The sequence below is a fragment of the Paracoccus haeundaensis genome, assembly GCF_006239215.1.
Taxonomy (GTDB): domain Bacteria; phylum Pseudomonadota; class Alphaproteobacteria; order Rhodobacterales; family Rhodobacteraceae; genus Paracoccus; species Paracoccus marcusii.
On record NZ_VDDC01000041.1, the window covers coordinates 1 to 23,388 of the forward strand.

The following is a 23,388-nucleotide window of genomic DNA, read 5'->3' on the forward strand; positions in this document are numbered from 1 at the left end:
AGAGACGCGGGCATAGCCAATCAGCGGCATGGAGGGCCATCTTTCATAACATGTAGACGTCAGTAAACGACCGTTTGTAAACGAATGCAACGCCAATATCCGCGTCTGCCATACGGATGCCCAGATCCTCTGCGTTCAGCAGGGGACGGAAAAGGGGCGCCTTCCTGCGCTCTCTCGGCCATATTCCAAGGCCTTCGGGATCTCATCTGCCTGAGTGGTGGAATGGCAGTAACTTCTGCCGATATTTGAAAGTACTAGGCAACTGCAGAATGCTGGCGATATGCTAAACTATCGGCAGCAAAATCGTGGGTTATCAGATGGGTGTCGGATCGCTTCTTCTGAGTGCCGAGACCCACGCAGCGAGAGTCGAAGGCATCCTCTTGGCCGACCCCGCCCTGGCTGCACTGTGGCGGATGGAGACAAGCCTTCTGGAGGCTGCCGCCTCGGTCGGCCTCGAAGGTAGGCCTTGATGCTGACGTTTTTTCGGTCATTCAGCCGTACGTCGCGAAATGGGGCGGGATCACGGAATGTCTTGCCATTGCATAACAGGCACGAGATGCGGGCAAGCTCTATTGCCCGCATTTCATTGGCGGCGGGATCGGACTGACGGCGTCAGCCCATCTGCTGGCTGCCTTCGGCGGCAATGGCCTACTGAAGGTGGATGTAAACCCAAGTCCGCTGCGCGATGCCATGTGCGACCTTCAGTCCTCGGTCTCGTCTGGAACATGGAAGATTTCCAGCGCTCGGGGTTGATGCGCTTCTACACGATGTTCTGGCAAGAGAGACGCTGAGCCGCACGGCATCGGTCTAAGGCGGCCATGGGCAATGGCCCGACAGCTGCGGCACGGTTCGCGCTCGTTATGCTGGGGGTCTACATCCGCGATCGGTCGGGGCTCACCAATTGGATGCTTAATCGAGCCGCACCATATACCCCAGATCGGTGGTCAGATACAGGCTGAGGCGGCGTTCAATCAAGCGCCCCAGGATATCGCGAGCACATCGTTCCACCTTCAGGATCGGGGTTCCTTCCGCGACCTGTAAGTCGGCTGCGTGCTGTGGCTGTGCCGCGCAGGCGGTGATCGCCTCATCAGCGTGCAGGACGATCAGGCCATATGCCTGCTGATACAGGACATAGAGGGCGCTTGGCAGGGGGCTGCGACGCTCGATCCCGGCAAAAAGATCGGCGGGGATGACGGACGTTTCGATCACCCTAGGTCGGCCCAAAAGGCTACGCAAGCGAAAAATTTCAATGACTTGATCAGGCGCGCCATGCAGCGTCTGCGCTTCGACCGGGGTGGCGGGCCGCTGGCTGATCCTCTCCTCCAGCACCTCGGGCTGGACGACGTGGCCGTCCGGCGGGCGAAGGCGGAAGAAGTTGAACAGCGATGATTCTGGTGTGCGGGCCGTCACGAACGTCCCGCGACCCTGTTCGCGCCGCACAATGCCATGCTGTTCCAGCATCATCAACGCTTTGCGCGCCGTGCCTTGGGACACGCCGCTGTCCTGTGCCAGCTGCGTCTCGCTTGGAAGCATCCCTCCGGGCAGCAGATCACCCGCCGCGATGCGCGCCACGATCGAGTCGATGACGGTCTGATAGAGAGAAGCGGCCATGGTACATCCTGTTTTTTGCCAAGAATAGCACCCCGCTACGGGCAGCTGCAAGATAGTCATAACAAGTCTTGTATAAGAGTTGTTATATATGTTACGAAGCGTAGGAAGTTCATTATCTATCAAGGGAGGGTCGTTTGAGTATTCCGCAACTTTTGGTCCACGACCGTGAAGACAACGTCGGTGTCGTGGTCGTCGAGGATCTGGCTGCCGGCACCGAGATGCTGTGTGTCGTCACTGCCGACAATTCCGATTTCCGGCTAACAGCCAAGGCCGACATTCCCATCGGGCACAAGGTCGCGCTCAAGCCGCTGAAGGCTGGCGATACTGTAATCAAGTATGGCGAAGACATCGGAAAGATGATCGGCGATGCCGAAGTCGGCGGCCATGTCCACACGCAAAACTGCAAAACGAAGAGGTGGTAAGCCATGGCACTTGATTTCAGCAATTCGACCGTCAAGGCATGGCGCCGCGAAAACGGTCGCGTCGGCGTCCGCAACCATGTCCTAATTCTGCCCGTCGACGATATCTCGAACGCCGCATGCGAGGCGGTAGCCAACAACGTCAAGGGCACGATGGCTTTGCCGCATGCTTACGGCCGCCTGCAGTTCGGAGAAGATCTGGAGCTGCATTTCCGTACGATCATCGGTACAGGTGCGAACCCAAACGTCGCCGCAGTGATCGTGATCGGGATCGAGCCCGAATGGACCAAAGTCATCGTCGACGGTATTGCGAAGACAGGCAAGCCTGTCACGGGCTTCTCCATCGAACAAAAGGGTGATTTCGAAACCATCCGTCAGGCCAGCTGGAAGGCCAAGGAATACGTCCATTGGGCGACCGAGCTGCAGAAAGAAGATTGCCCAGTCAGCGATCTGTGGATCTCGACAAAGTGCGGGGAAAGCGACACCACCACGGGTCTTTCTTCCTGCCCCACCGTCGGGAACATGTATGACAAGCTGCTGCCGCAGGGCATCTATGGCTGCTTCGGCGAGACGTCCGAGATTACCGGCGCCGAGCATATCTGTGAGACCCGCGCCGCAAACCCGGAAACCGCTGCCAAGTTCAAGGCGATCTGGAAGGCCTATCAGGACGACGTGATCGAGGCGTTCAAGACCTCGGACCTGTCGGACAGCCAGCCGACCAAGGGCAACATTCTGGGCGGTCTGACGACCATCGAGGAAAAGGCCATGGGCAATCTGGAGAAGATCGGCCGCACCTCGACCTATATTGACGCGATCGGCCCGGCCGAGACGCCCGAAAAAGGTCCGGGGCTGTATTTCATGGACAGCTCGTCCGCTGCGGCGGAATGCGTGACGCTGATGGCGGCGGGGGGGTATGTCATTCACACCTTCCCGACGGGGCAGGGCAACGTGGTAGGCAATCCGATCGTGCCGGTCATCAAGATCTCGGGCAATCCGCGGACGCTCCGGACCATGTCCGAACATATCGACGTGGACGTGACCGGTGTCCTGACACGAGAGATGACCATCGACCAGGCCGGCGACAGCCTGATCGAGATGATCATGCGGACCGCAAACGGCCGCCTGACGGCCGCCGAGGCCTTGGGGCATCGGGAGTTCTCGATGACGAAACTGTATCGCAGCGCCTGAAGGCTACTTACCTGCCGTGCCTTTGAGGAGGGGGGCGGCAGGTACCGGGAGTCAGCAGGGCCATTCACGAAACGGGAGGAGAAGACCATGATGGGAACGACGACACGGCGCCTGATCGGCGCAGCCAGCTTGGCGCTGATGGGAACCGCCGGGACCGCGCTGGCCTATCCGGACGGGCCGGTGACTTATGTCATCCCCTTTAACGCAGGCGGGGAGAGCGACGTGACGGCGCGCTATCAGCAGGCGCGGTTCCGCGACATCACGGGCCAGGACATGATTGTCCAGTATCTGCCAGGAGCGGGCGGGGCGCAGGCCTGGGCGGGTTTGAATGGCATAGAAGGCGACGGCCAGACAATAATGGGCACCAACCTGCCGCACATCGTACTACAGCCCATGCTGCAGGATCCCGGCTACAAGACCGAGGACATCACCAACGTCTATATGTTCCATTTCACGCCTGATGCGCTGATGGTCGCCAATGACAGTCCGTTCCAGACCGTCCAGGACGTGATCGATGCGGCAACCGCCATGCCGGGCGGCGTGACTGCGGGAGGGTCGGCCACGAATTCTGCCAACCACGTCGCCAATCAGATCTTCATGAACGAAACCGGGGTCGAGACGACCTATATTCCCTATACGGGCACAGGCGCGACTGAGACGGCGCTGGTCGGCGGAGAGGTGGACATGCTGTGGGGCTATACCACCGTGGCAGTTCGTCAGGGGGATGCGACCCGCGTTCTGGCCGTCGCAACCGAGGAACGCCACCCGCTGTTCCCCGACAGCCCGACCTTCAAGGAACTGGGCATCGAAATGGTCGGCGGTGCCTATCGAGGCATCGGCGTCCCGGCCTCGACACCAGAAGAGGTGCGGACCCAGCTGTCCGATATCATCGGCGAAATCAACGCTGACCCGTCCTTCCGCGAGCAGATGGAGAACGATGGATACGCGCTGATCGACGTACCTTATTCCGAGATGGACAGCTTCATGGCCGAACGGATCGAGGCCTATACCCTGATCGCCGAACAGCTGCAGTCACAGCAGTAAGACCGCACACGACCATTCCGGGCTGATCCACGCGCACGGTCGCGCGACGGCCCGGCCATGCAACGTCGCCACGTCCAATGGGGTGAACAATGGCCAATGCAGCAACCATTCTGTTCGAGGCTCTCAGCCCGATGAACCTGCTTCTGGCACTGCTGGGGGTGCTGGGGGGAACAATCGTCGGCGCATTGCCGGGATTGTCGGCGACCATGGCCATTGCCGTGCTGGTCCCGTTCACCTTCGTGATGGACCCTGCATCAGGGCTGATCATGCTGGGGGCGATCTATACCGGAGCCATCTACGGCGGCGCCTTTGCCGCGATCCTGGTGAATACGCCCGGCACGCCAAGCGCCATCGCAACGACCTTCGACGGCTATCCGATGGCCAAGCGCGGGGACGGCGATCTGGCCGTAACGCTGGCAACCATCGCCAGTGTCTTCGGCGGCATGGTGGGCGCTATCCTCCTGATCACGCTGGCCCCGCGGCTGGCGACGCTGGCACTGGCTTTCCAGTCGACCGAGTATTTCTGGTTGGCGCTTCTAGGCCTGACCCTGATTGCCACGCTGTCTCAGGGCAATCTGGTCAAGGGTCTGATCGGCGGCATGTTCGGCATCTTCCTGTCAATGATCGGTGTGGCCGTTATCGGCGGCGACGTGCGGTTCACGGGGGGCATGCCGTCCATGCTGGGAGGTATCGACATCGTCGCGGCGCTGATCGGGCTATACTGCATTCCTGTGCTGATCGGCATGGTGGCAACGCCCGACCAGCATCTGGATCCCGGCGAGGCACGGGGCTTTCGTATGTTCGAGGCGATCGGCATTTCATTGAAGAACTGGTTCAACCTAATCAGGTCGTCGTTGATCGGCACGCTGGTGGGCATCCTGCCGGGTGCTGGTGGCTCCATCGCGTCGCTCATTGCCTATTCAGAGGCCCGCCGTGCGTCCTCGAATTCCGAGAACTTCGGCAAGGGAGAGCCCGGCGGCATCCTTGCGACTGAAAGCGCCAACAACGCGACCGTTGGCGGTGGTTTCATCCCCACGTTGGTCTTGGGCATTCCCGGTACGCCGCCCGACGCGGTGATCATGGGTGCCCTGATGGTTCAGGGCATTCGGGTCGGCCCGTCATTGTTCCAGTCCGGGGACGATACGGTCTATGTTTTCATGACCGGGCTGGTCATCGCCACGCTGCTGATGCTGCCGGTGGGACTGATTGTCGGGCGCTATGCCTTCCGGTTCATCACGAATGTCCCCAAGGCGATGCTGGTCCCGCTGATTGCGTTCATGACGATCATCGGCAGTTTCGCCATTCACGCCAACCCGCATGACGTGGTCGTCATGGTGGTACTCGGTCTGATTGGATGGGCGGCGGGACTTGCCGGCTTTGGCGCATCGCCCATCGTGCTCGGGCTCGTGCTGGGCCAGATCGCGGAACAAGGCTTCATGCGGGCATGGATGATCGGCGGTGCAAGGGGTGACTTCCTGGGTCAGTTGCTGGTCAACCGACCGATCAGCTGGGGCATTCTGGCTCTGATCGTGCTGACAATGATGTTGCCGCTGCTGCGCATGCGAACTGCGCGGCGCCTGGCGCAGCAGGATGTCACCCGTGACGGCCCAGCCGTCGCGCATCGCCAAATCGATCGCGCCGGTATGGCAGGATCTGTCGTCTTTCTGGTTCTGGCCGTTTGGATGCTGTTGCAGGCACAGGGCCTTTCGGTCATGGCCGCGGCGTTTCCCTATGCGGTTGGCGCGGTGCTTGGCATCCTGTCGCTGCTGCAGATCCTGCGCAGCCTACGCGGTCATGGTGGCATCAATGCAGAAGGCGGCAGTGCAGATGGAACCGTGCGCGGCTTCGCACTGGCCGGGACGATGCTCGCTTGGGCGCTGCTCTTTCCCACAATAGGGCTGTTCGTCACCTCGCTGATCGCCTGCATCGTTCTGATGCTGACGGGTCAGTTCGGCCGTCTCACGGTGCCCCGGCTCGCCACCTATCTGGCCAGCATTCTGGTGATGGTAACGGCATTCTACATGACTCTGGATCGGGTGCTCAACGTACCCCTGCCGCAAGCACTGCTGTTCTAGGAAAGGAAACGCCATGTCGCGTATCGTCATCACCGAATTCATGGACGAGGCTGCCGTGCAGCGGATATCGGCGTCTCATGACACGCTCTATGCGCCCGACCTTGTCGACCGCCGCACCGATCTGCTGGATCAAATGGCCAGCGCCGATGTGCTGATCGTCCGGAACCGCACCCGCGTCGACGCGGATCTGCTGGCAGCGGCACCCCGGCTGCTGGCCGTGGGTCGTCTTGGTGTGGGTCTGGACAACATCGACATGGACACTTGCAAGGCACGTGGCATCACTGTCTGGCCTGCGACGGGAGCCAACGATCTGGCGGTGGCTGAATATGTCATCACGACGGCCATGATGTTGCTCCGCGGGGCCTATACCTCAACCGCCCGGTTGATCGCGGGCGAATGGCCCCGACAGGATCTCATCGGAGAGGAGGCATCCGGACTGACTATGGGCCTGCTTGGCTACGGCTCCATCGCACGTCAGGTGGCCAGCCGGGCGCGGGACCTCGGCATGAATGTCATTGCACATGATCCGCATCTGCCTCCTGACAGTCCTGTTTGGCAGGACGTCGCTTCGGTCTCGCAAAAAGAGCTGTTGACGGGATCGGATGTCATTAGCCTCCATGTGCCGCTGACACAGCAGACGCGACACGTGATCGATGCCGCGGCGTTGCAGGCCATGCGGCCCGGCGCGGTGCTGATCAACGCCGCCCGCGGGGGGGTCGTGGACGAAGCTGCCTTGGCGGACGCTCTCCGAAATGGCCAACTCGCCGGCGCCGCACTGGATGTCTTTGAGACCGAACCCTTGACCAAAGAGGCCGGGCAGCGATTTGCGGACCTTATGAACGTGATCCTGACCCCGCATATTGCGGGGGTCACGACCCAAGCCAACGTCCGAGTCAGCAGCCTGATTGCCGATCGCGTGTTGGATCATCTGGCAGAAAGGGTCTGACCGATGGCCGTGATGACGCCTGATCAGGCCCATGATCTGATCGTCCGGACACTGCTGCGCTGCGGGACCGCGCAGGCCAATGCTGAATCCGTTGCCCGCGCGCTGGTTGCGGCCGAACTTGTCGGTCAGTCCGGGCATGGGCTGCGGCGTGTTCCGTCCTACGCAGCACAGGCATTGTCGGGAAAGGTCGACGGTTTCGTATCACCCACATTCACGCATCCCCGTCCCGGCGTGATAGCCGTAGATGCAGCGAACGGTTTCGCCTATCCCGCACTTGATATTGCCATCGACTGGCTGACACGGGCAGCGCCTGAGCAAGGCATCGCTGCCGCGGGCATTGCACGGTCGCATCACTGCGGTGTTGCCGGCGTCACGGTAGAGCGCTTGGCAAAATCAGGGTTGGTGGCGCTGCTGTTTGCCAACACGCCGGCTGCGATGGCACCATGGGGGGGGCGAAAAGCCCTGTTCGGGACCAATCCAATCGCTTTTGCCGCGCCAAGGTCGGGGGGGCGGGTGCCGATCGTCGTGGACGTGTCACTATCGAAGGTCGCGCGCGGCAAGATCATGGCTGCCGAGCAGCAAGGGACAGATATCCCGGAAGGCTGGGCGCTGGACAAGGATGGCCGCCCGACCACAGATCCCCGCGCCGCGCTGGCCGGAACGATGATCCCCATGGGCGACGCCAAGGGGACTGCCCTGGCGCTGATGGTCGAGTTGCTTGCAGCAGGGCTGATGGGGGCGAATTTCGGACACGAGGCGTCGTCCTTCTTTGCCGCGGACGGTCACGCCCCTGGGGTGGGCCAGTTGATTCTGGCACTGGACCCGGATGCGTTTTCAGACATGGCGCGTGTGCGGATCGACGATCTTGCCGATACCATGGCACATCAGCCGGGAGCGCGACTTCCAGGGGCACGCCGCGATGATTTGCGCAACGATGCCGTGAAGGCGGGACTGCAGATCGACGATGCACTGCTGGCGCAAATCGATGCGCTTGGCCGAGCCACAGAGGTCTGACATGGCTCTAGCCGCTTTGGAGGCCCATCTCGACGGTGCCCGGATCAAGGCCATGTTTCCGGGTATTGCCGTCTCTGTCTTAGTGGCAGTGACAGCACAGTTTCTGTCCGAGCATTACGGTGCACCTGCCATGTTGATGGCCTTGCTGCTTGGCCTGACCCTGAATTTTCTGGCTGAACCGGACACGCGGACCGCAACTGGGGTGGCGTTTTCGGCCCAGACCGTTCTGCGTCTTGGGGTTGCGCTACTAGGTGCGCGCATCTCCGTTCAAATGTTGGCGGAGCTGGGCGGTCCGATGATTGCACTGGTCGTGGCCGGCGTCGTGGCTACGATCCTTTTCGCACTGTTGGCGGCACGGATCTTTGGCCGGGGATGGCGATTGGCGCTGCTGACAGGCGGGTCGGTCGCGATCTGCGGGGCCTCGGCTGCAATGGCGATCGCGGCGGTCCTGCCGCGAACCGACAAATCCGAACGCAATTTGGCTTTCACGGTCTTGTCGGTCACGATCCTGTCTACGGTCGCCATGGTCATCTATCCGCCTCTGTCGGTGGTGCTGGGGTTCAATGCACTTGAATCGGCAGTGTTCCTTGGCGGGACCATCCACGACGTGGCTCAGGTGGTGGGCGCAGGGTTCTCGATCAGCCCCGAGGTGGGCGAAACCGCAACTCTGGTCAAACTGATCCGCGTATCGATGCTAGCCCCGGTCGTTCTGGTCTTTTCGCTGGCGATCCGTACGGGGGGATTGGGCGATCTAGATCCAAATGCGAAACGGCCACCGATCCTACCGTCTTTCGTCATCGGGTTTTTGGTGCTGGCAGCCCTAAACTCACTCGGCCTGATCCCCGCCACGCTGGCGTCCTTCGCTGAAGGTGCCAGCCGTTGGGCCCTACTGGTGGCAATTGCTGCAGTCGGTATCAAGACGTCCCTCGTTCGGATGCTGGATGTGGGCGGCAGTGCGATTGCCCTGATCGTCGCTGAAACCATCATGCTGGGAACATTCATCATCGTCGGCGTTCATCTGATCGGATGAATGCGCTGAACGCGAGCTGTAAAGGATGACCAACCATGCGCATCATTGATATTCGTGAGGTGACCAAGCCGATCGCCTCTCCGATCCGCAACGCTTTCATTGACTTCAGCAAGATGACGATCAGCCTTGTGGCGGTGGTGACGGACGTCGTCCAGAACGGACAGCGGGTCGTGGGCTATGGCTTCAATTCCAATGGTCGCTATGGACAAGGCGGCCTGATCCGGGAGCGATTTCGGGATAGGATCCTTGATGCGGCGCCTGAGGCGCTGCTGAACGACGCGGGTAACAATCTTGATCCCCATCGCATCTGGGCCGCGATGATGGCGAATGAAAAACCCGGAGGACATGGCGAACGCTCCGTCGCCGTGGGCACGATCGATATGGCCATCTGGGATGCAGTCGCCAAAATTGAGGACAAGCCTCTGTTTCATCACTTGGCGGATCTGCACGGACGCACGGCCGACACGCGGGTGTTCGTCTATGCAGCAGGGGGCTATTACTATCCGGGCAAGGACGACGGAGCCCTGCGCGCCGAGATGCGAAGCTATGTTGATCGCGGGTATACCGTGGTCAAGATGAAGATTGGTGGCGCATCGTTGAGGGAGGACCAGCAGCGGATCGAAGCGGTGCTGGACGAGATAGGATCGAGGGCCCGTCTGGCCGTCGACGCAAACGGCCGTTTTGATCTGGAGACGGCCATCGCCTATGCCAAGATGCTACGTGCGTACCCGATATTCTGGTACGAGGAAATCGGCGATCCCCTGGACTATGGCCTTCAGGCAGCGATGTCGGAGTTCTACGATGCTCCCATGGCGACGGGCGAAAACCTGTTTTCGCATCAGGATGCCCGAAACTTGTTGCGGTATGGCGGGATGCGCGCAGACAGGGACTATCTGCAATTCGACTGTGCGCTGTCTTATGGGCTAGTCGAATATCTAAGGACTTTGGATGTCTTACGGCAGTTTGGATGGTCGCCCACACGATGCATCCCGCACGGTGGCCATCAGATGTCGCTGAATATCGCTGCGGGATTGGGGTTGGGGGGCAATGAAAGCTATCCTGATCTCTTCCAGCCTTATGGCGGCTTTCCTGACGGTGTCAGCGTCAATCAGGGACATATCGTCATGCCCGATCTGCCAGGCATCGGGTTTGAAGGCAAATCGGACCTTATCCATGAGATGCATGCGCTAGCCAAATAGGAGCCTTGATCTGCCACGCTCGGTGCGGATCTGGCGAATACCGCTATTTGTCAAACCGTAGGACCACTCCATCGGTTGCCGGACGTTGATCAAAACCGCAGCAAATCAAAGAGGGGCATGCCTGATATTCGACATGTTGAAAGCTTATTATTGACATGTCAAAAATCGCCGTCATCATCCACGTATGTATGACAAACAATCCCCCTTCGCCGTCACAAGCAAACTTGGCCGCCGCGACAGTCTTTCTGACAGCGCGCATGCAAGGTTGCGTGCTGCGATCATCGATTGTGAGCTGCCGCCCGGAGCGGTCGTGTCGGAAGCAGAACTCAGTACCCGGTTCGCATTTGGACTGGCTGCCGTCCGCGCAGCGCTGTCAAAGTTGACGGAGGCGGGATGGATCGCACCCGACGGTCGGCGTGGATCGAAAGTTCTGGCAATGTCAGCGGCGCATCTCGCAGATTTGGCCACATCAAGACATCTGCTTGAACCAGCGCTACTTCATCATGCACCACCCACCAGTCTCGGGGAGGAGTTGCGCCTTCGCGCTGCAGTGTATCAATCAGAGAATCTGCACTCTCCCGCACAAGCTCGGCCTGGCCTGTTGCATCAAGAAAGGACATTGCTGATGCTAGTCGCCCAATCCGTTGCAGCGCCGCGGCTGAGAGGGTGGTTGATCGACACGTGGGATCTGTGCCTTCGAGCCGATCGGAATCTGGACCGTGAATTCGGTATTGGCCGCGGTCCTTTGCCGTTGGCTGACCTGGCTTGCGCATTGGCGGATGCCGATGCCCCCGGGGCGGCAGTCGTGTTGACGCAGATGCGCCACGAATTCGAGCTGCGCACTGTTCGAGCGCTCAGCCGAAGCGCTGCCCCATTGTCGCATGCGCTAGGCATGCAAAAGCCCTCACGGCGCGAAAATGCCTCCTCGCCAACGCCGCGTCCAAGCCCGTCATACAGACCCCGTTCCGCAAAAGGAGACCCGGCATGAGACTTGTTCCCAAGACGTTGTTCGCTGCCATGCTGGCGGCCACGACCGCCTTGACGGCCCCCTCGTTGGCGATGGCCGATGCGGAACGGCTGGTCGTTGACCTTGTCAACGAACCAACCACCCTGGATCCGCATCTGCAGTGGAATCCCGACAGTTACTATGTCTATCGTAATATCTTCGACAACCTGCTGACTCGCGATGATGACGGCGAAATCGTCCCGCAGATCGCGACGGAATGGGAACAGATCTCGGACACCGAGACGGTCTTCACGATCCGCGACGACGCGCTGTTCCATGACGGAAGCCCCCTGACGGCGGAAGATGTGGTCTACTCCATTCAGCGCATCACCGACCCGGAGTTCGGCTCTCCGCAGTTGTCGCAATTCGAAAGCATCATCAGCGCTGAGGTCCAGGAGGATGGCCGCGTCAAGCTGACTACTGCGACGGGCTATCCAGCGCTATTCGCGCAACTGGTCAAACTGTCCATCGTTCCCAAGGCAGTTGTCGAGGAGATGGGTCGCGAAGCGTTCAATCTGGCCCCTGTCGGCTCCGGACCCTACAAATTCGACAGCTGGCAGCGCGGGGTCGAGGTCGGGCTGGTAAGGAACGATGATTACTGGGGCGATGCGGGCGTATTTCCAGCAGCGGTGTTCCGCGCCGTCCCGGATGCCTCGACCCGGGTGGCCAACCTGACATCGGGCGCGTCTGACCTGGTCGTTGGCATGGACCCGGACCTCGCGATTCAACTTGAGACCGCCGATGGCGTCGGTACCTTGTCCGCGCTGACTGAACGGGTCGCCTATCTCAGCGTCAATCGGAACAAGCCCGGACTGGATGACCCGCGTCTGCGCAAGGCGATTGCCCATGCGATCGACCGTGACCTGCTCGTGGAGGGGCTGCTTGGCGGTTTCGACAACCCGGTGGGACAGATGCTGACGCCCGTTCATGTTGGCTGGCTGGAAGGTTTCGAAGGTGTGCCATATGACCCGGACGCAGCACGCGCCCTGATCGCAGAAGTGGGCGAGCCTGCGACACGGCCCCTGGGCTTTGCCACCTCTCCGGTCTTCGACCAGCGCATCGTGCAGGCCATCCAGCAAATGCTGGGCGAGGTTGGCCTGACGGTCGAGATTGAGATGACCGACATGGCCACCTATCTGCAAAAATCGCAAAGTGAACCCGAACAGGCCCCGGACATGGGCTTTGGACGTTGGTCCTGCGCCTGCCAGGATGCCGATGGTGTTCTTTATCCCCTGCTGCATTCCAGCTCCTCTTGGTCGCGGGTCCGCGATGACGAGCTGGACGCCCTTCTTGAAAGCGCACGTTCGGAGATGAACCCCGAGGCACGGCTGGCGCTGTATGGCCAGGTTCACGAGTGGATCGCGGAAGAGGTGCCGCAGGTGCCGCTGTACCAGGCGGCCATCCTCTATGGAGCGTCGGACAACCTCGAATGGACGCCAACCTCGAACGAGAGCCTGTTTCTGAACCGGATGGGTTGGTCGGAATGAGCCCGGCGCCTGCATCGGGATCGGTTGCACGATGAGCCGGTTTCTGTTCCGGCGCCTGATGCAGGCCGCGATCTCGATTCTTGGGGTCACGGCGCTCATATTCTTTCTGCAGCGTCTTGCGGGTGACCCGGTTCTGCTGATGGTGTCCGAAGGCGCAAGCCAACAGGCCATAGACGCCTTGCGTGCCAATCTTGGCTTCGATCGGCCGGTTCTTGTCCAGTTCACGGACTACATGTCGGATCTGGCTCTGCTCGATTTTGGCCAGTCCGTCGTCCAGCAGGTACCGGTGGTCGATATCATTGGCTCGCGCCTGCCATACACGATCTGGCTGGCGGGGGTCGCATTGCTGCTGGCGCTTGGCATCGGCGCGCCACTTGGCGTGTTCATGGCAATGCGGCGCGACCATCCGCTCAGCCGCATCGGAATGGGTTTCGTACTGGCCGGACAAAGCCTCCCGACCTTCTGGAGCGGGGTCCTGTTGATCCTCGTCTTTGCCGTGACATTGGGCTGGCTGCCCGCATCAGGAGCCCGCGCACCAGACAGCGTCATCATGCCTGCAATCTGCCTGTCGCTGCTCAGCATGGCGACATTTGCCCGCGTGACCCGCACCGCCGTTCTGGACGAGTTGTCCAAGCCCTATATCCGCGCGGCGCGTGCAAAGGGCTTGTCGATGGGGCAGGTCGTGCGGCGCCACGCTTTGCGGAACAGCGCCATTCCGGTGATTTCGATCGCCGCTCTCGAAATTGCCAACCTGCTGTCAGGTGCCGTCATCGTCGAAACGGTGTTTGCATGGCCAGGCCTTGGCCAGTTGACAGTCCAGTCGATCGCAGCCCGCGACTTTCCAATCGTGCAGGCTGTCGTTCTGCTGGGTGCCTTCGTATCGATCTTTCTAAATCTGGCTGCTGATCTTCTGTACAGCGCCGTCGATCCGCGCATCCGGCTGGAGGGCAGCAAGTGATCCAATCCACCCGCCTTGGCCGGTGGCTGCCGCCCCGCTTATGGATTTTCGTGGGCATTCTTGTGGTGCTGGTCTCGGCTGCCGTGCTGGCGCCTCTTATCGCGCCGCAGGACCCTGAGGCGCAGAACCTTCTGGGCCGCCTGCGCGCGCCAGGCACCGAGGTTCGCGATATCACCTATCTTTTGGGTTCAGACGAACTGGGCCGGGACCTTCTTTCGCGGCTGATCTACGGCGCACAGGTCTCTTTGACGGTGGCCGCACTGTCGGTGCTGGTCAGCGGCACCATCGGAACTGCACTGGGCATGATCGCGGCATGGTCCGGCGGATGGACCGGCACGATCATCATGCGCATGGTCGATATCGTTCTGTCGGTTCCAGCAATCCTGCTGGCGATCATCACGGTCGCGATCCTGGGGCCGGGGTTCATCAATGTCATTGCCGTTCTGGCCTTCACGCGGTGGCCACGCTATGCGCGCGTGGCGTATGGTCAGACGCTTGGGCTGATGAACCTTCCCTATGTGCGACTGTCGCGCTTCATGGGGGCGTCGACGACGCGTGTGCTCCTGCGTCATATCCTGCCCAACATCATCGGCCCCATCATGGTCGTCGTGACACTGGAGTTTGGGCTGATGGTCCTGTTCGAGGCCGGTCTCTCCTTCCTGGGCCTGGGTGTGCAGCCGCCCACGCCAAGCTGGGGGGCCATCCTGTCGGCGGGGCGGAACTATGTCACCACAGCCTGGTGGATCGCGGTCTTTCCCGGCTTGTTCCTGTTTCTTTTGATCCTGTCGGTCAACGTTCTGGGCGATCACGTCCGGGATGTCGTCGAAGGTCGACGCTGAACATTCCACGAAAGGACCCCTTCCATGACCCGACCCCTGCCTCTGCCCGGCGCCGACTTTACTGGAAAACGCGTCATCGTGACCGGAGCCGCGGGCATCTTCGGGCGCTGGATCGCCGAGGCGTTCGATGCCGCCGGGGCTACGCTGCTGCTCTCCGACCGAGATCAGGCTGCGATGGTGGATGTCGCAAACGAATTGTCGCGTCCTGCCCTGATCCACGCGACCGAGCTGACCGATGCGGCATCCATCGACGATTTGGTAGCGATGGTTGAGCGTGAATGGGGGGCGGCTGATATCCTGGTCAACAACGCTGCGGTCTATCCCAGTGGCTTTCTGCTGGACGTGGACGCCGACGAATGGGACCGCATTTTTGATATCAACCTGCGCGCGCCGTTTCTGCTGACGCGGGGCATCGCCACGCAGATGGTGCGGCAGGAGGTTCGCGGCAATATTGTTATGATCTCGTCTGGGGCGTCGCGCAAAATGCGCACGACAGCTGCGCCGTATTCGATCTCTAAATCCGCCCTGGACCGGCTAACGAAGGGATTTGCCGTCGAGCTGGCCGAGTATGGCATTCGCTGCAACGCGGTCGAGCCCGGTTTCGCAGCTGGCAGCACCGCCAGCCCGCTAACAGATGCGCATGTGAATGCAGTCACCGGCGCGATCCCCCTTGGGCGGGCATCCCGATATGAGGATGCGCCTGCGGCAGTCATGTTCCTGGCGTCCGATGCGGCCAGCTATATCACCGGCGCGACGCTGTCCGTCGATGGAGGGGGATCGGCAGGGCAAATCCTGGTGCATCAGGACAAGAAAAAGGCGTTGTGATGGATCGCCCGCGCTACTCCTGGCCCGACGGCAAGAGATCGGCTGCGTGCTTCAGTGTCGATGTGGATGCCGAGGCGCCTTATCTTTGGGCCAATCGCACGGGCCTGCCGCCGTATCTGGGCCAGCTCGAGCAGCGCCGGTTCGGGCCCAGAGAGGGGATCTGGCGCATTCTGGACATGCTGGACCGGGTCGGGGTCAAGGGCAGTTTTTACGTCCCGTCCGTAGTGGCGGAACTGCATCCTGACCTGTTGCCCGCCCTGTGCGCGCGGGGCCACGAGGTCGGCCTGCACGGGCACCTGCATGAAGTGGTCTCCGAAACGACCGTCGATCAATTTACCGCCGCACTGGATCATTCGCTTCAGGTCTTTCAACGGCAGACCGGCAGTGCCCCGGTGGGCTTCCGGTCCCCTGCGTGGGAAATGACGTCTGCCATGCTAGCGGTATTGAAGGACAGGGGACTGCGCTATGACAGTTCGTTGATGGGCTATGACCACCCCTATCAGATCGGCGGAGTGGTGCAGGTGCCAGTGCAGTGGCAGATCGACGATGCAATCTATTTCAAGTTTCAGGGTGGCGGGGCCGACCGCTGGCCACCCGAACCCGCCCGCGTCGTCGAGGCCAGCTGGCGCGATGAATTCCAGGCCGGACGCGACTATGGGCAGCTGTTCACCATCACGGTTCATCCCTGGATTTCGGGGCGTGCACAGCGGGTGACAATGCTGGAACGGCTGTTGTCGGACATCGCGGCGCAGGACGACGTGTGGTTTGCCACTGCAGGTCAGATCGCCGACTGGCACCTGTCAACTCATGACGGGCGGTTCGTTGCGGAACCTGGGCTGGACCTGTTGACTGCTGTACTGGAGACGAGCGCATGACATCGACATGGAAACCCGCCAAGACGATGATCGAGGGGCACGGTGGCATGGTCGCGGCCCAGCATCAGATTGCAGCACAGGCGGGTGCCGACGTGCTGGCGCGGGGCGGCAACGCCATGGATGCGGCTGTCACGACTGCTCTGGTCCTGTCGGTGGTTGAGCCATGGTTGAGCGGGATTGGCGGTGGTGGGTTCTTGTTGTGGCGGGACGGGCGTGACGGGTCCGCTCGCAGTCTCGACTTCTCCATGATGTCGCCGCGGGCACTTAGCGTAGAGGATTACCCGGTGGTGCCGGGGCATGACGACGACTGGTTTAGTTGGCCGCAGGTACAAGGGCAAAGGAACCTGATGGGCGTTCATTCCATCTGCGTTCCCGGCGCAGTGGCGGGGCTGGCTGAGGCCTTGGAAGAGCATGGCACGATTTCGTGGGCCGAGGCACTAGCGCCCGCGATCGCCGAGGCTGACAAAGGGCTGGAGGTCGATTGGTACACTGCGCTCTGCCTGACCATCGATGCCAGCAACCTGCTCACCGACCCGGTCTCAACTAGGGTCTTCCTGCCGGAGGGGAAGGTGCCGTCCCTGGGCGAGGGCCGGACAAAGCGACGCCTGCCGCTGGACGCAAAGGCCGCGACCCTGCGTCGGCTTGCCAATGCCGGTTCGCGGGACTTCTACGAAGGCCAAATCGCCAATGACTTAATCGCAGACATGCAGGAACTGGGCGGGTCAATGACGACCGATGATCTGGCCGCTTATCGCCCCCGATGGGGTACGCCCCTTCGACAGGCTTGGGCGGGTAGTACAGTGCTTGCCATGCCCGGCCTGTCAGGAGGGCCAGCGCTGCTGGACGTTCTGACACACCTGGACGACACGGCGCCGCCGGAGCCGCGGGCCTTGGATTACGCCGATTTTGCGGACGCGATCCGTAATGCCTATGCACGACGCCTGACGCAGCGAGGTCATGCTGCAAGCCCGGTCGATCCGGGATGCACCACGCATCTGTCCGTCGTCGATGCGCAGGGCAACGCTGTTTCGCTGACCAATACCCTGCTGTCTCGCTTTGGGTCCAAGGTAACATCGGCGCGCACGGGAGTGCTTTTGAACAACGGCATGATGTGGTTCGATCCGCGCCCCGGCACGCCGAACGCTTTGGCGGCGGGTGCACAGCCCTTGGCCAACATGTGCCCCGTCTTGGTCGAGACGGACACCGGTGGGGTTCTGGCCTTGGGTGCCGCTGGCGGACGTCAGATCATGCCTGCCATCGCGCAGTTGCTGGCATTTCGTCTGCGCCATGGGATGGACTTGGGTAAGGCGCTTTCCCATCCCCGGCTGGACGCATCCGAGCCCCGCATCCGGGTCGACCGTCGGGCGCCGGAGCAAACTGCTGGTCTGGTCGCCCGAAACCATGATGTCGACATAGTAGACGACATCCTCTACCCGGTGCAGTTTGCAATCCCAAGCGCGGTGGAACGGCACCCGGACGGACGTATCCAAGGGATGGTTCATCCCAATCACCCCTGGTCCGCGGCTGTTTCTGTCGACTTGGAGGCAACATGATCGTGGAAGGGCGGGGTACAGCGGTTCCTGTACTGTCCTGCACCGACCTGCGCATCGAGATTGGCGGAAACCCAGTGGTTGATGGTACCACGCTGGCCATCGCGGCAGGCGAAACCTTGGCGCTGGTTGGCGAGTCTGGTTGTGGCAAAAGCATGACGGCCCTTGGTTTGATCCGGCTTTTGCCGGATGCTGCGCAACAATCAGGCGGCCAGATCACGCTTGAAGGCGCCAGGATCGACAAACTGTCGGAACGGCAGATGAACCGTCTGCGCGGTGATCGCCTAGCGATGATTTTTCAGGAGCCGGTTGCATCGCTGGATCCGTTGATGCCAGTCGGACGTCAGATCGCGGAGGCACTGGGTCGGGCGTCCAAAACCTCCTCTGCCGACGTCGATGCCCGCGTGCAGGACATGCTGGTCAGGGTCGGCATCGATCGCCCTGACGTTCGTGCACGCCAGTATCCATTCCAGCTATCCGGCGGAATGTGTCAGCGAGTCATGATCGCCATGGCGATGATCCGTCGCCCGATGCTGCTGATCGCGGACGAGCCTACGACGGCGCTTGATGTGACCATCCAAAAGCAGATCCTGGACCTCATGTCTGATCTGCGCCGCGAAACCGGCAGCGCAGTGCTCTTGATCACCCATGACATGGGGGTCGTGTCGGAAAGTGCGGACCTCGTGGCCGTCATGTATGCCGGTCGGATCGTGGAAGCAGGTGCCGTGACGCAGGTCTTTGCCGAACCGCGCCACCCCTACACAGCAATGCTTTTACGGACCATTCCGCGCCTGGATGGCCCACGCAAGGTCGCTCTTCCTGCCATTTCCGGGGCAGTTCCTGATATCCGCGACTGGCCCCAGGGATGTCGGTTTCATCCCCGCTGTCCGCTTGCAACCGATCGCTGTCGCATCGAAGCGCCGCCGCTTGGTCAAGTCGAACCCGGTCACGACACTGCCTGCTGGCATCACGACCGTATCGCCACGGAGCTGACATGAGCCCCCCCATTGTCTCGGTTCGTGATCTCAAGGTGCACTTCCCGATCCGCAGCGGTCTCCTTGGCCGGGTGACGGATCATGTGCGTGCCGTGGACGGGGTCAGCTTTGATCTGATGCCCGGCAAGACTGTCGCCATCGTCGGTGAATCGGGCAGCGGCAAATCCACGACGGGTTATGCGGTGATGGGCATGCAGGAACCGACCGCTGGTCAAATCCTGATTGACGGACGTGACCGCACGCAGATGTCACCGACCGAACGCATGGCAACGATGCGGCGACTGCAGATTGTATTCCAAGACCCGGCTTCGGCGCTCAATCCGCGCATGTCTGCCGCGGAAAGCATTGCCGAGCCGCTACAGATTCACCGGATCGGGACGGCCCGTGACCGACGCGAACGTGTCATGGAATTGCTGGACCTGGTCGGCTTGCCCCACTCAGCTGCGGGAAAGCTGCCACGCGAATTTTCCGGAGGGCAGAAACAACGCATCGTCATCGCACGCGCGCTTGCGCTCGAGCCGCAGGCAGTCATCTGCGATGAGGCCGTGTCGGCACTGGATGTCTCAATTCAATCGCAGATCCTGAATCTTCTGCTGGACCTGCAATCGCGCCTTGGGCTGGCCTATATCTTCATTTCTCACGACTTGTCGGTCGTGCGGCATATAGCCGACCATATTCTAGTCATGCAGGCGGGAAAGGTCGTCGAGCAAGCGGCCACCGACGAGATATTCAACGCACCCAAAGACACATATACGCGGCAGCTTCTCGAGGCCGTTCCAAAGCTGTAAATTTGGCCGTACATTGGCGTGAGAGCCTGACGAAGCTCATACGCAAACCAGTAAATGGCGCCTGAATGTCAATAATGGCGCTTATGCATGACTGTGGAGTCATCCTGAGACTTGCCCTGCCCCCTTACACATGGTTGCGGCGCCTAATCGCTCCGGATAACTCCTCTGCGAGCAGAGTTGCTGATAAGGTTTGGTAGCATTGGCGACGAGAGGGACGCTTAGTGACTGATGAAATCCCCGTCGGGCAATCTGTAAGAATGCGAGTTAAAAGTGCCTTGGAGGAAGCCGCGTATCAAGAGCGCAGGCTTTTCGACGTGGATGCCAAGCCATATACGCTCCAGGAGCGCGAAGAGGCGGAAGCCCTTCATACCGTGATCGCCAAGCTTGTTGCACGTGCTGACGCGTTTAATCGAATGGTGACCGACCGTCTGTCCAAGGAAGCCAAAGAAGATAATGAAAAGCTAGAGCAACTGAGGCGCTTTCGGAATGCCGGGCGCATCAAAGTAGAACTTGCCGCCTTTTGACTAGCGATTTCCTGTAAGGTAGACGGGTGGGATCAAGAAGCAAAAGCTGGTTTCCAGGCCATTTTGCGGCCCACGCCGACCTGTCGATGCTTCTTGAAGGGTCCATGATTCAACGTATGGAGCGTCCCGCAGTCCCTACATCAGGGGTCAAACTAGTCCTCGCAGGCACCTATTCTCTGGAAGACATCAGCTTCTGACAAACCCATCGGCTGTGTCGCAAACAGCCTCTTGTCCATCAGTTTGGGACGGTTGATGAGATCCGGCTTAAAGTCCATGTGAGCCAGAATGTCGCGATCCAGGTCAATTCCAGGAGCGATTTCCTCAAGCGTCAAACGGCCATCGGCAAGTCTGAACACGGCACGCTCGGTCACGAACAGGGCCTTCCGCCCCTCACATGCGGCGAACGGCCCCGAATACGAAACCTGCTGAACGGTATCGCAGAATTTCCGATGGCGACCCTCGGTCACGATACGGAGGGTACCGTCCTCACAGGCAATATCCAGCCCCCCGGCCGTGAACGTCCCGCTGAAGACAGTTTCCTTGGCGTTCTGACTGATGTTCACAAAGCCGCCGATGCCGACGATCGTACCGTTGAACCGGCTGATATTCACATCGCCTTGTGCGTTGACCTCGACAAAGCTGAGAAATGCCACGTCAATACCGCCACCGTCGTAAAAGTCGAATTGATAGGGCTGGTCTACCATTGCGGACCAATTCTGCGCTGCTCCCGAGTCCGGTCCGGTAAGGGGCGCGCCGCCGATAAAGCCTTGTTCGTTGGTGAGCGTGATACTGTCCAGAATGCCTTCTTCGGCCGCCACAGTGGAAATGCCGGTGGAGATACCTGCGCCAATGTTACAGACGGCGCCGGGACGCAGCTCCATCGCGGCGCGGCGGGCGATGATCTTGCGCGCCCCGAATTCAAGCGGCTTGATGCGGTTTAACGGCACGCGCAGCTCCCCGGAGTAAGATGGATCGTAATCGGTCGCATAGGTCTGGCTCTGCTCCGGCACGACCACGACGTGATCGACCAATATTCCTGGGATCCGCACATCGCGCGCACGAAGCGCGCCGCTGCGCGCCACGCGCTTGACCTGGACGATCACCTTGCCGCCCATCCGGCGGACTGCCTGTGCTGTGGAGAGCATTTCACCAGGAATTGCTTCCTGCTCCATCGAGATGTTTCCGTCCTCGTCAGCGGTGGTCCCGCGCAGGAATGCCACGTCGATCTGGAACGGAAGGAAGCGCAGCCAATCCTGCCCGCCGATCTGAATTACCTCAACCCGCGGCTCTGACATCCTGCCTCCCTGCAGCCCACCATCCTGCCTTGGATCCACAAAGGTATGCAGGCCGGTTCGGGTGATCAGGCCGGGGCGGCCGGCAGCCATGTCGCGCATCAGTTGCGACAGAACGCCCTGAGGCAATGTATACGCCTCGACCTGGTCAGCCAGCGCCATTGGGATAAACGCGGGCGCATCAACGAGGGCGCTGGTAATGAGCCGCCGTACCATGCCGGGCTGAGCTAGGTGTGCCGCTCCCCGATCCTTGCGATCTCCGATGCCTACGACATGCGTCAGGGTTAGCCCGCTCGGCGCGCCGGTCTGGCGGAAACGCTCACCCAACGCTGCCAAAAGCGCCTCGGGAACAGCATGACCGCCACCCGAACCGCTGGCAATGAGAGAACTTTCCGCCCCGACGAGGTCAGCGGCTTGGGCAGGTGTGATGAACTTCACGTCGGACCTCTTATCAGGATGGAGTTGACTTCTTATGAAGCCAATTGTAACCGGTTACAAGTGCAACATCAACCGTATGATGTGTGGTGCCGGACGGTGCTGCCATAAATGAAGCCGAGGAGTGTTCTGGATGGGTATGTCAGGTTTGGATTATGTGCAGATCGGCGAAAAGTTCAGATTTGCCAAAACTGTCGGAGAGGTGGACGTCACTCTGTTCGCCGGTTTGACCGGTGATTTCAGCGACACGCACATCAACGAGCAGTATATGCGGGAAAAGTCGTCCCTGGGATCGCGCATCGCGCACGGGGCTCTGATCGTGGGATACATGTCAACGGTTTCAACCTTGTCCATTGCCCATATTATCCACAAGGACGATCTTGAGGATTTCCCGGTATCCGCGGGCTACGACAAGATCCGCTTCCTGCGCCCTACTTTCTTGGGTGACACAGTGACGACCACATATGAGGTTGTTGAAATCGATCGCGAGGGCGGAAAAAGCCTCGCCAAGATGGAGTGCACAAATCAGCGCAATGAACTGATTGCGGTTGGGACCCATGTGATGCGATGGGCGCGGAAACTCCATCAGACGAGCGGTACGCCGGCATGACGGCCCTGTGCGGCAAAGGCGTACTTGCGATCTGGAATGGCATCGCACCCGGACAGGATGCCGAATTCATCCGGTGGCATGTTACCGAACATATTCCCGAGCGCCTCTCCATTCCCGGATTTCGTAGGGCTCGACGTTACGTTGCCCTGGAAGGCCATCCGGCCTACTTCAATTTCTATGAGGTAGACGATGCTCAGGTGTTGTCGTCAGAGACATACTTGGCGCGGTTGAACCAACCGTCGGACTGGACGCAGTCCATCGTGCCGCACTTTACCGATACCTCTCGAACCCTATGCCGGGTCGTTGACAGCTTCGGGCACGGAGTCGGCAGGGCAATGCTGACCCTTCAACTCTCCGGGCAGGTGACGCCCGCACTGCGTCGCCTGGTGGCACGGATTGCCGAGAGCCCGGATGTCTGTGCCGTCCACCTGCTGGAGCAGGCCCACGATAGTGTTCCGGTCACGCAAGAAGCGCGGATGCGGGACCGGCCGGATCAGTCCGCTGGTTTGATCCTGCTGATCGAAGGCGCTGTTCCCGAAAGAGTCGCGGCAGTGTCGAACGGCGCGGCAAGTGATGCGGCCATTGCAGCAACGATGGGGACCGAACCACTGATGCGGGGACTCTACTGTCTCGATTTTCTGATGGACTGCCCCGACGCAGTCTCCACCACTTAGAAAG

At 60.6% G+C, this 23,388-nt stretch carries 22 protein-coding genes; 20 read left to right on the forward strand and 2 right to left on the reverse strand.

Annotated features, from left to right (window positions below):
- Positions 1-909 precede the first annotated feature (909 nt).
- Complete coding sequence (locus FHD67_RS17215; RefSeq protein WP_139599447.1) at positions 910-1,611, reverse strand: GntR family transcriptional regulator; 702 nt, start codon at positions 1,609-1,611, stop codon at positions 910-912.
- Positions 1,612-1,745: 134 nt separating this feature from the next.
- Here FHD67_RS17215 and FHD67_RS17220 point away from each other — a divergent pair, with 134 nt between their 5' ends.
- From FHD67_RS17220 to FHD67_RS17305, 18 genes are all read left to right on the forward strand, one after another.
- A complete protein-coding gene (locus tag FHD67_RS17220) occupies positions 1,746-2,033 on the forward strand; it encodes a UxaA family hydrolase (protein ID WP_042249861.1) in 288 nt (95 codons plus the stop codon).
- A gap of 3 nt (positions 2,034-2,036) precedes the next feature.
- A complete protein-coding gene (locus tag FHD67_RS17225) occupies positions 2,037-3,218 on the forward strand; it encodes a UxaA family hydrolase (protein ID WP_042249859.1) in 1,182 nt (393 codons plus the stop codon).
- Between the two features lie 87 nt (positions 3,219-3,305).
- Complete coding sequence (locus FHD67_RS17230) at positions 3,306-4,262, forward strand: tripartite tricarboxylate transporter substrate binding protein (RefSeq protein WP_139599448.1); 957 nt, start codon at positions 3,306-3,308, stop codon at positions 4,260-4,262.
- Positions 4,263-4,351: 89 nt separating this feature from the next.
- On the forward strand, positions 4,352-6,337 hold the full coding sequence (locus FHD67_RS17235; RefSeq protein WP_139599449.1) for a tripartite tricarboxylate transporter permease: 1,986 nt from the start codon (positions 4,352-4,354) through the stop codon (positions 6,335-6,337).
- 13 nt (positions 6,338-6,350) lie between these two features.
- Positions 6,351-7,283 (forward strand): hydroxyacid dehydrogenase, encoded by a 933-nt coding sequence (locus tag FHD67_RS17240; RefSeq protein WP_139599450.1) that lies wholly within the window; start codon positions 6,351-6,353, stop codon positions 7,281-7,283.
- Between the two features lie 3 nt (positions 7,284-7,286).
- A complete protein-coding gene (locus FHD67_RS17245; RefSeq protein WP_139599451.1) occupies positions 7,287-8,297 on the forward strand; it encodes an Ldh family oxidoreductase in 1,011 nt (336 codons plus the stop codon).
- 1 nt (position 8,298) lies between these two features.
- Positions 8,299-9,327: a YeiH family protein gene (locus FHD67_RS17250; RefSeq protein ID WP_176695181.1), complete on the forward strand. Its 1,029-nt coding sequence runs from the start codon at positions 8,299-8,301 to the stop codon at positions 9,325-9,327.
- 35 nt (positions 9,328-9,362) lie between these two features.
- Entirely contained in the window at positions 9,363-10,526 is a 1,164-nt protein-coding gene (locus tag FHD67_RS17255; RefSeq protein ID WP_139599452.1) for a mandelate racemase/muconate lactonizing enzyme family protein, read from the forward strand.
- A gap of 184 nt (positions 10,527-10,710) precedes the next feature.
- Positions 10,711-11,514 carry a GntR family transcriptional regulator gene (locus FHD67_RS21230; protein WP_139599453.1) on the forward strand — a complete coding sequence of 268 codons (804 nt, stop codon included), beginning with the start codon at positions 10,711-10,713 and terminating at the stop codon, positions 11,512-11,514.
- Entirely contained in the window at positions 11,511-13,019 is a 1,509-nt protein-coding gene (locus FHD67_RS17265; protein WP_042249848.1) for an ABC transporter substrate-binding protein, read from the forward strand. The genes FHD67_RS21230 and FHD67_RS17265 overlap by 4 nt, the downstream gene beginning before the upstream one ends.
- Before the next feature lie 31 nt (positions 13,020-13,050).
- Positions 13,051-13,977: an ABC transporter permease gene (locus tag FHD67_RS17270; protein WP_042249846.1), complete on the forward strand. Its 927-nt coding sequence runs from the start codon at positions 13,051-13,053 to the stop codon at positions 13,975-13,977.
- Positions 13,974-14,816, forward strand: a complete 843-nt coding sequence (locus FHD67_RS17275; RefSeq protein WP_139599454.1) for an ABC transporter permease — start codon at positions 13,974-13,976, stop codon at positions 14,814-14,816. The genes FHD67_RS17270 and FHD67_RS17275 overlap by 4 nt, the downstream gene beginning before the upstream one ends.
- Before the next feature lie 24 nt (positions 14,817-14,840).
- Positions 14,841-15,641 carry an SDR family NAD(P)-dependent oxidoreductase gene (locus FHD67_RS17280; RefSeq protein ID WP_139599455.1) on the forward strand — a complete coding sequence of 267 codons (801 nt, stop codon included), beginning with the start codon at positions 14,841-14,843 and terminating at the stop codon, positions 15,639-15,641.
- Entirely contained in the window at positions 15,641-16,516 is an 876-nt protein-coding gene (locus FHD67_RS17285) for a polysaccharide deacetylase family protein (protein WP_139599456.1), read from the forward strand. Before FHD67_RS17280 ends, FHD67_RS17285 begins: the two co-directional genes overlap by 1 nt.
- A complete protein-coding gene (locus FHD67_RS17290; RefSeq protein ID WP_139599457.1) occupies positions 16,513-18,069 on the forward strand; it encodes a gamma-glutamyltransferase family protein in 1,557 nt (518 codons plus the stop codon). The genes FHD67_RS17285 and FHD67_RS17290 overlap by 4 nt, the downstream gene beginning before the upstream one ends.
- On the forward strand, positions 18,066-19,064 hold the full coding sequence (locus FHD67_RS17295; protein WP_139599458.1) for an ABC transporter ATP-binding protein: 999 nt from the start codon (positions 18,066-18,068) through the stop codon (positions 19,062-19,064). Before FHD67_RS17290 ends, FHD67_RS17295 begins: the two co-directional genes overlap by 4 nt.
- Entirely contained in the window at positions 19,061-19,849 is a 789-nt protein-coding gene (locus FHD67_RS17300; protein ID WP_139599459.1) for an ATP-binding cassette domain-containing protein, read from the forward strand. The genes FHD67_RS17295 and FHD67_RS17300 overlap by 4 nt, the downstream gene beginning before the upstream one ends.
- Positions 19,850-20,070: 221 nt before the next feature.
- Positions 20,071-20,373, forward strand: a complete 303-nt coding sequence (locus tag FHD67_RS17305; RefSeq protein WP_139599460.1) for a hypothetical protein — start codon at positions 20,071-20,073, stop codon at positions 20,371-20,373.
- A 152-nt stretch (positions 20,374-20,525) separates the two neighbouring features.
- Here FHD67_RS17305 and FHD67_RS17310 read toward each other — a convergent pair whose 3' ends face one another.
- The gene (locus FHD67_RS17310) at positions 20,526-22,103 is read right to left on the reverse strand and encodes an acyl CoA:acetate/3-ketoacid CoA transferase (RefSeq protein WP_139599461.1); all 1,578 of its coding nucleotides are present in this window, start codon (positions 22,101-22,103) and stop codon (positions 20,526-20,528) included.
- A gap of 130 nt (positions 22,104-22,233) precedes the next feature.
- On the opposite strand from FHD67_RS17310, the gene FHD67_RS17315 reads away from it, so the two are divergent.
- Positions 22,234-22,710 (forward strand): MaoC family dehydratase, encoded by a 477-nt coding sequence (locus tag FHD67_RS17315; RefSeq protein ID WP_139599474.1) that lies wholly within the window; start codon positions 22,234-22,236, stop codon positions 22,708-22,710.
- On the forward strand, positions 22,707-23,384 hold the full coding sequence (locus FHD67_RS17320; protein ID WP_176695182.1) for a DUF4286 family protein: 678 nt from the start codon (positions 22,707-22,709) through the stop codon (positions 23,382-23,384). Before FHD67_RS17315 ends, FHD67_RS17320 begins: the two co-directional genes overlap by 4 nt.
- Positions 23,385-23,388: the final 4 nt, after the last annotated feature.

Coding starts and splice junctions, on each gene's coding strand:
- FHD67_RS17295 (WP_139599458.1), top strand. CDS start 18,066: ATGATCGTGGAAGGGCGGGGTACAGCGGTTCCTGTACTGTCCTGCACC.
- FHD67_RS17245 (WP_139599451.1), top strand. CDS start 7,287: ATGGCCGTGATGACGCCTGATCAGGCCCATGATCTGATCGTCCGGACA.
- FHD67_RS17255 (WP_139599452.1), top strand. CDS start 9,363: ATGCGCATCATTGATATTCGTGAGGTGACCAAGCCGATCGCCTCTCCG.
- FHD67_RS17240 (WP_139599450.1), top strand. CDS start 6,351: ATGTCGCGTATCGTCATCACCGAATTCATGGACGAGGCTGCCGTGCAG.
- FHD67_RS17265 (WP_042249848.1), top strand. CDS start 11,511: ATGAGACTTGTTCCCAAGACGTTGTTCGCTGCCATGCTGGCGGCCACG.
- FHD67_RS17270 (WP_042249846.1), top strand. CDS start 13,051: ATGAGCCGGTTTCTGTTCCGGCGCCTGATGCAGGCCGCGATCTCGATT.
- FHD67_RS17235 (WP_139599449.1), top strand. CDS start 4,352: ATGGCCAATGCAGCAACCATTCTGTTCGAGGCTCTCAGCCCGATGAAC.
- FHD67_RS17315 (WP_139599474.1), top strand. CDS start 22,234: ATGGGTATGTCAGGTTTGGATTATGTGCAGATCGGCGAAAAGTTCAGA.
- FHD67_RS17290 (WP_139599457.1), top strand. CDS start 16,513: ATGACATCGACATGGAAACCCGCCAAGACGATGATCGAGGGGCACGGT.
- FHD67_RS17230 (WP_139599448.1), top strand. CDS start 3,306: ATGATGGGAACGACGACACGGCGCCTGATCGGCGCAGCCAGCTTGGCG.
- FHD67_RS21230 (WP_139599453.1), top strand. CDS start 10,711: ATGTATGACAAACAATCCCCCTTCGCCGTCACAAGCAAACTTGGCCGC.
- FHD67_RS17215 (WP_139599447.1), bottom strand. CDS start 1,611: ATGGCCGCTTCTCTCTATCAGACCGTCATCGACTCGATCGTGGCGCGC.
- FHD67_RS17285 (WP_139599456.1), top strand. CDS start 15,641: ATGGATCGCCCGCGCTACTCCTGGCCCGACGGCAAGAGATCGGCTGCG.
- FHD67_RS17300 (WP_139599459.1), top strand. CDS start 19,061: ATGAGCCCCCCCATTGTCTCGGTTCGTGATCTCAAGGTGCACTTCCCG.
- FHD67_RS17225 (WP_042249859.1), top strand. CDS start 2,037: ATGGCACTTGATTTCAGCAATTCGACCGTCAAGGCATGGCGCCGCGAA.
- FHD67_RS17280 (WP_139599455.1), top strand. CDS start 14,841: ATGACCCGACCCCTGCCTCTGCCCGGCGCCGACTTTACTGGAAAACGC.
- FHD67_RS17250 (WP_176695181.1), top strand. CDS start 8,299: ATGGCTCTAGCCGCTTTGGAGGCCCATCTCGACGGTGCCCGGATCAAG.
- FHD67_RS17320 (WP_176695182.1), top strand. CDS start 22,707: ATGACGGCCCTGTGCGGCAAAGGCGTACTTGCGATCTGGAATGGCATC.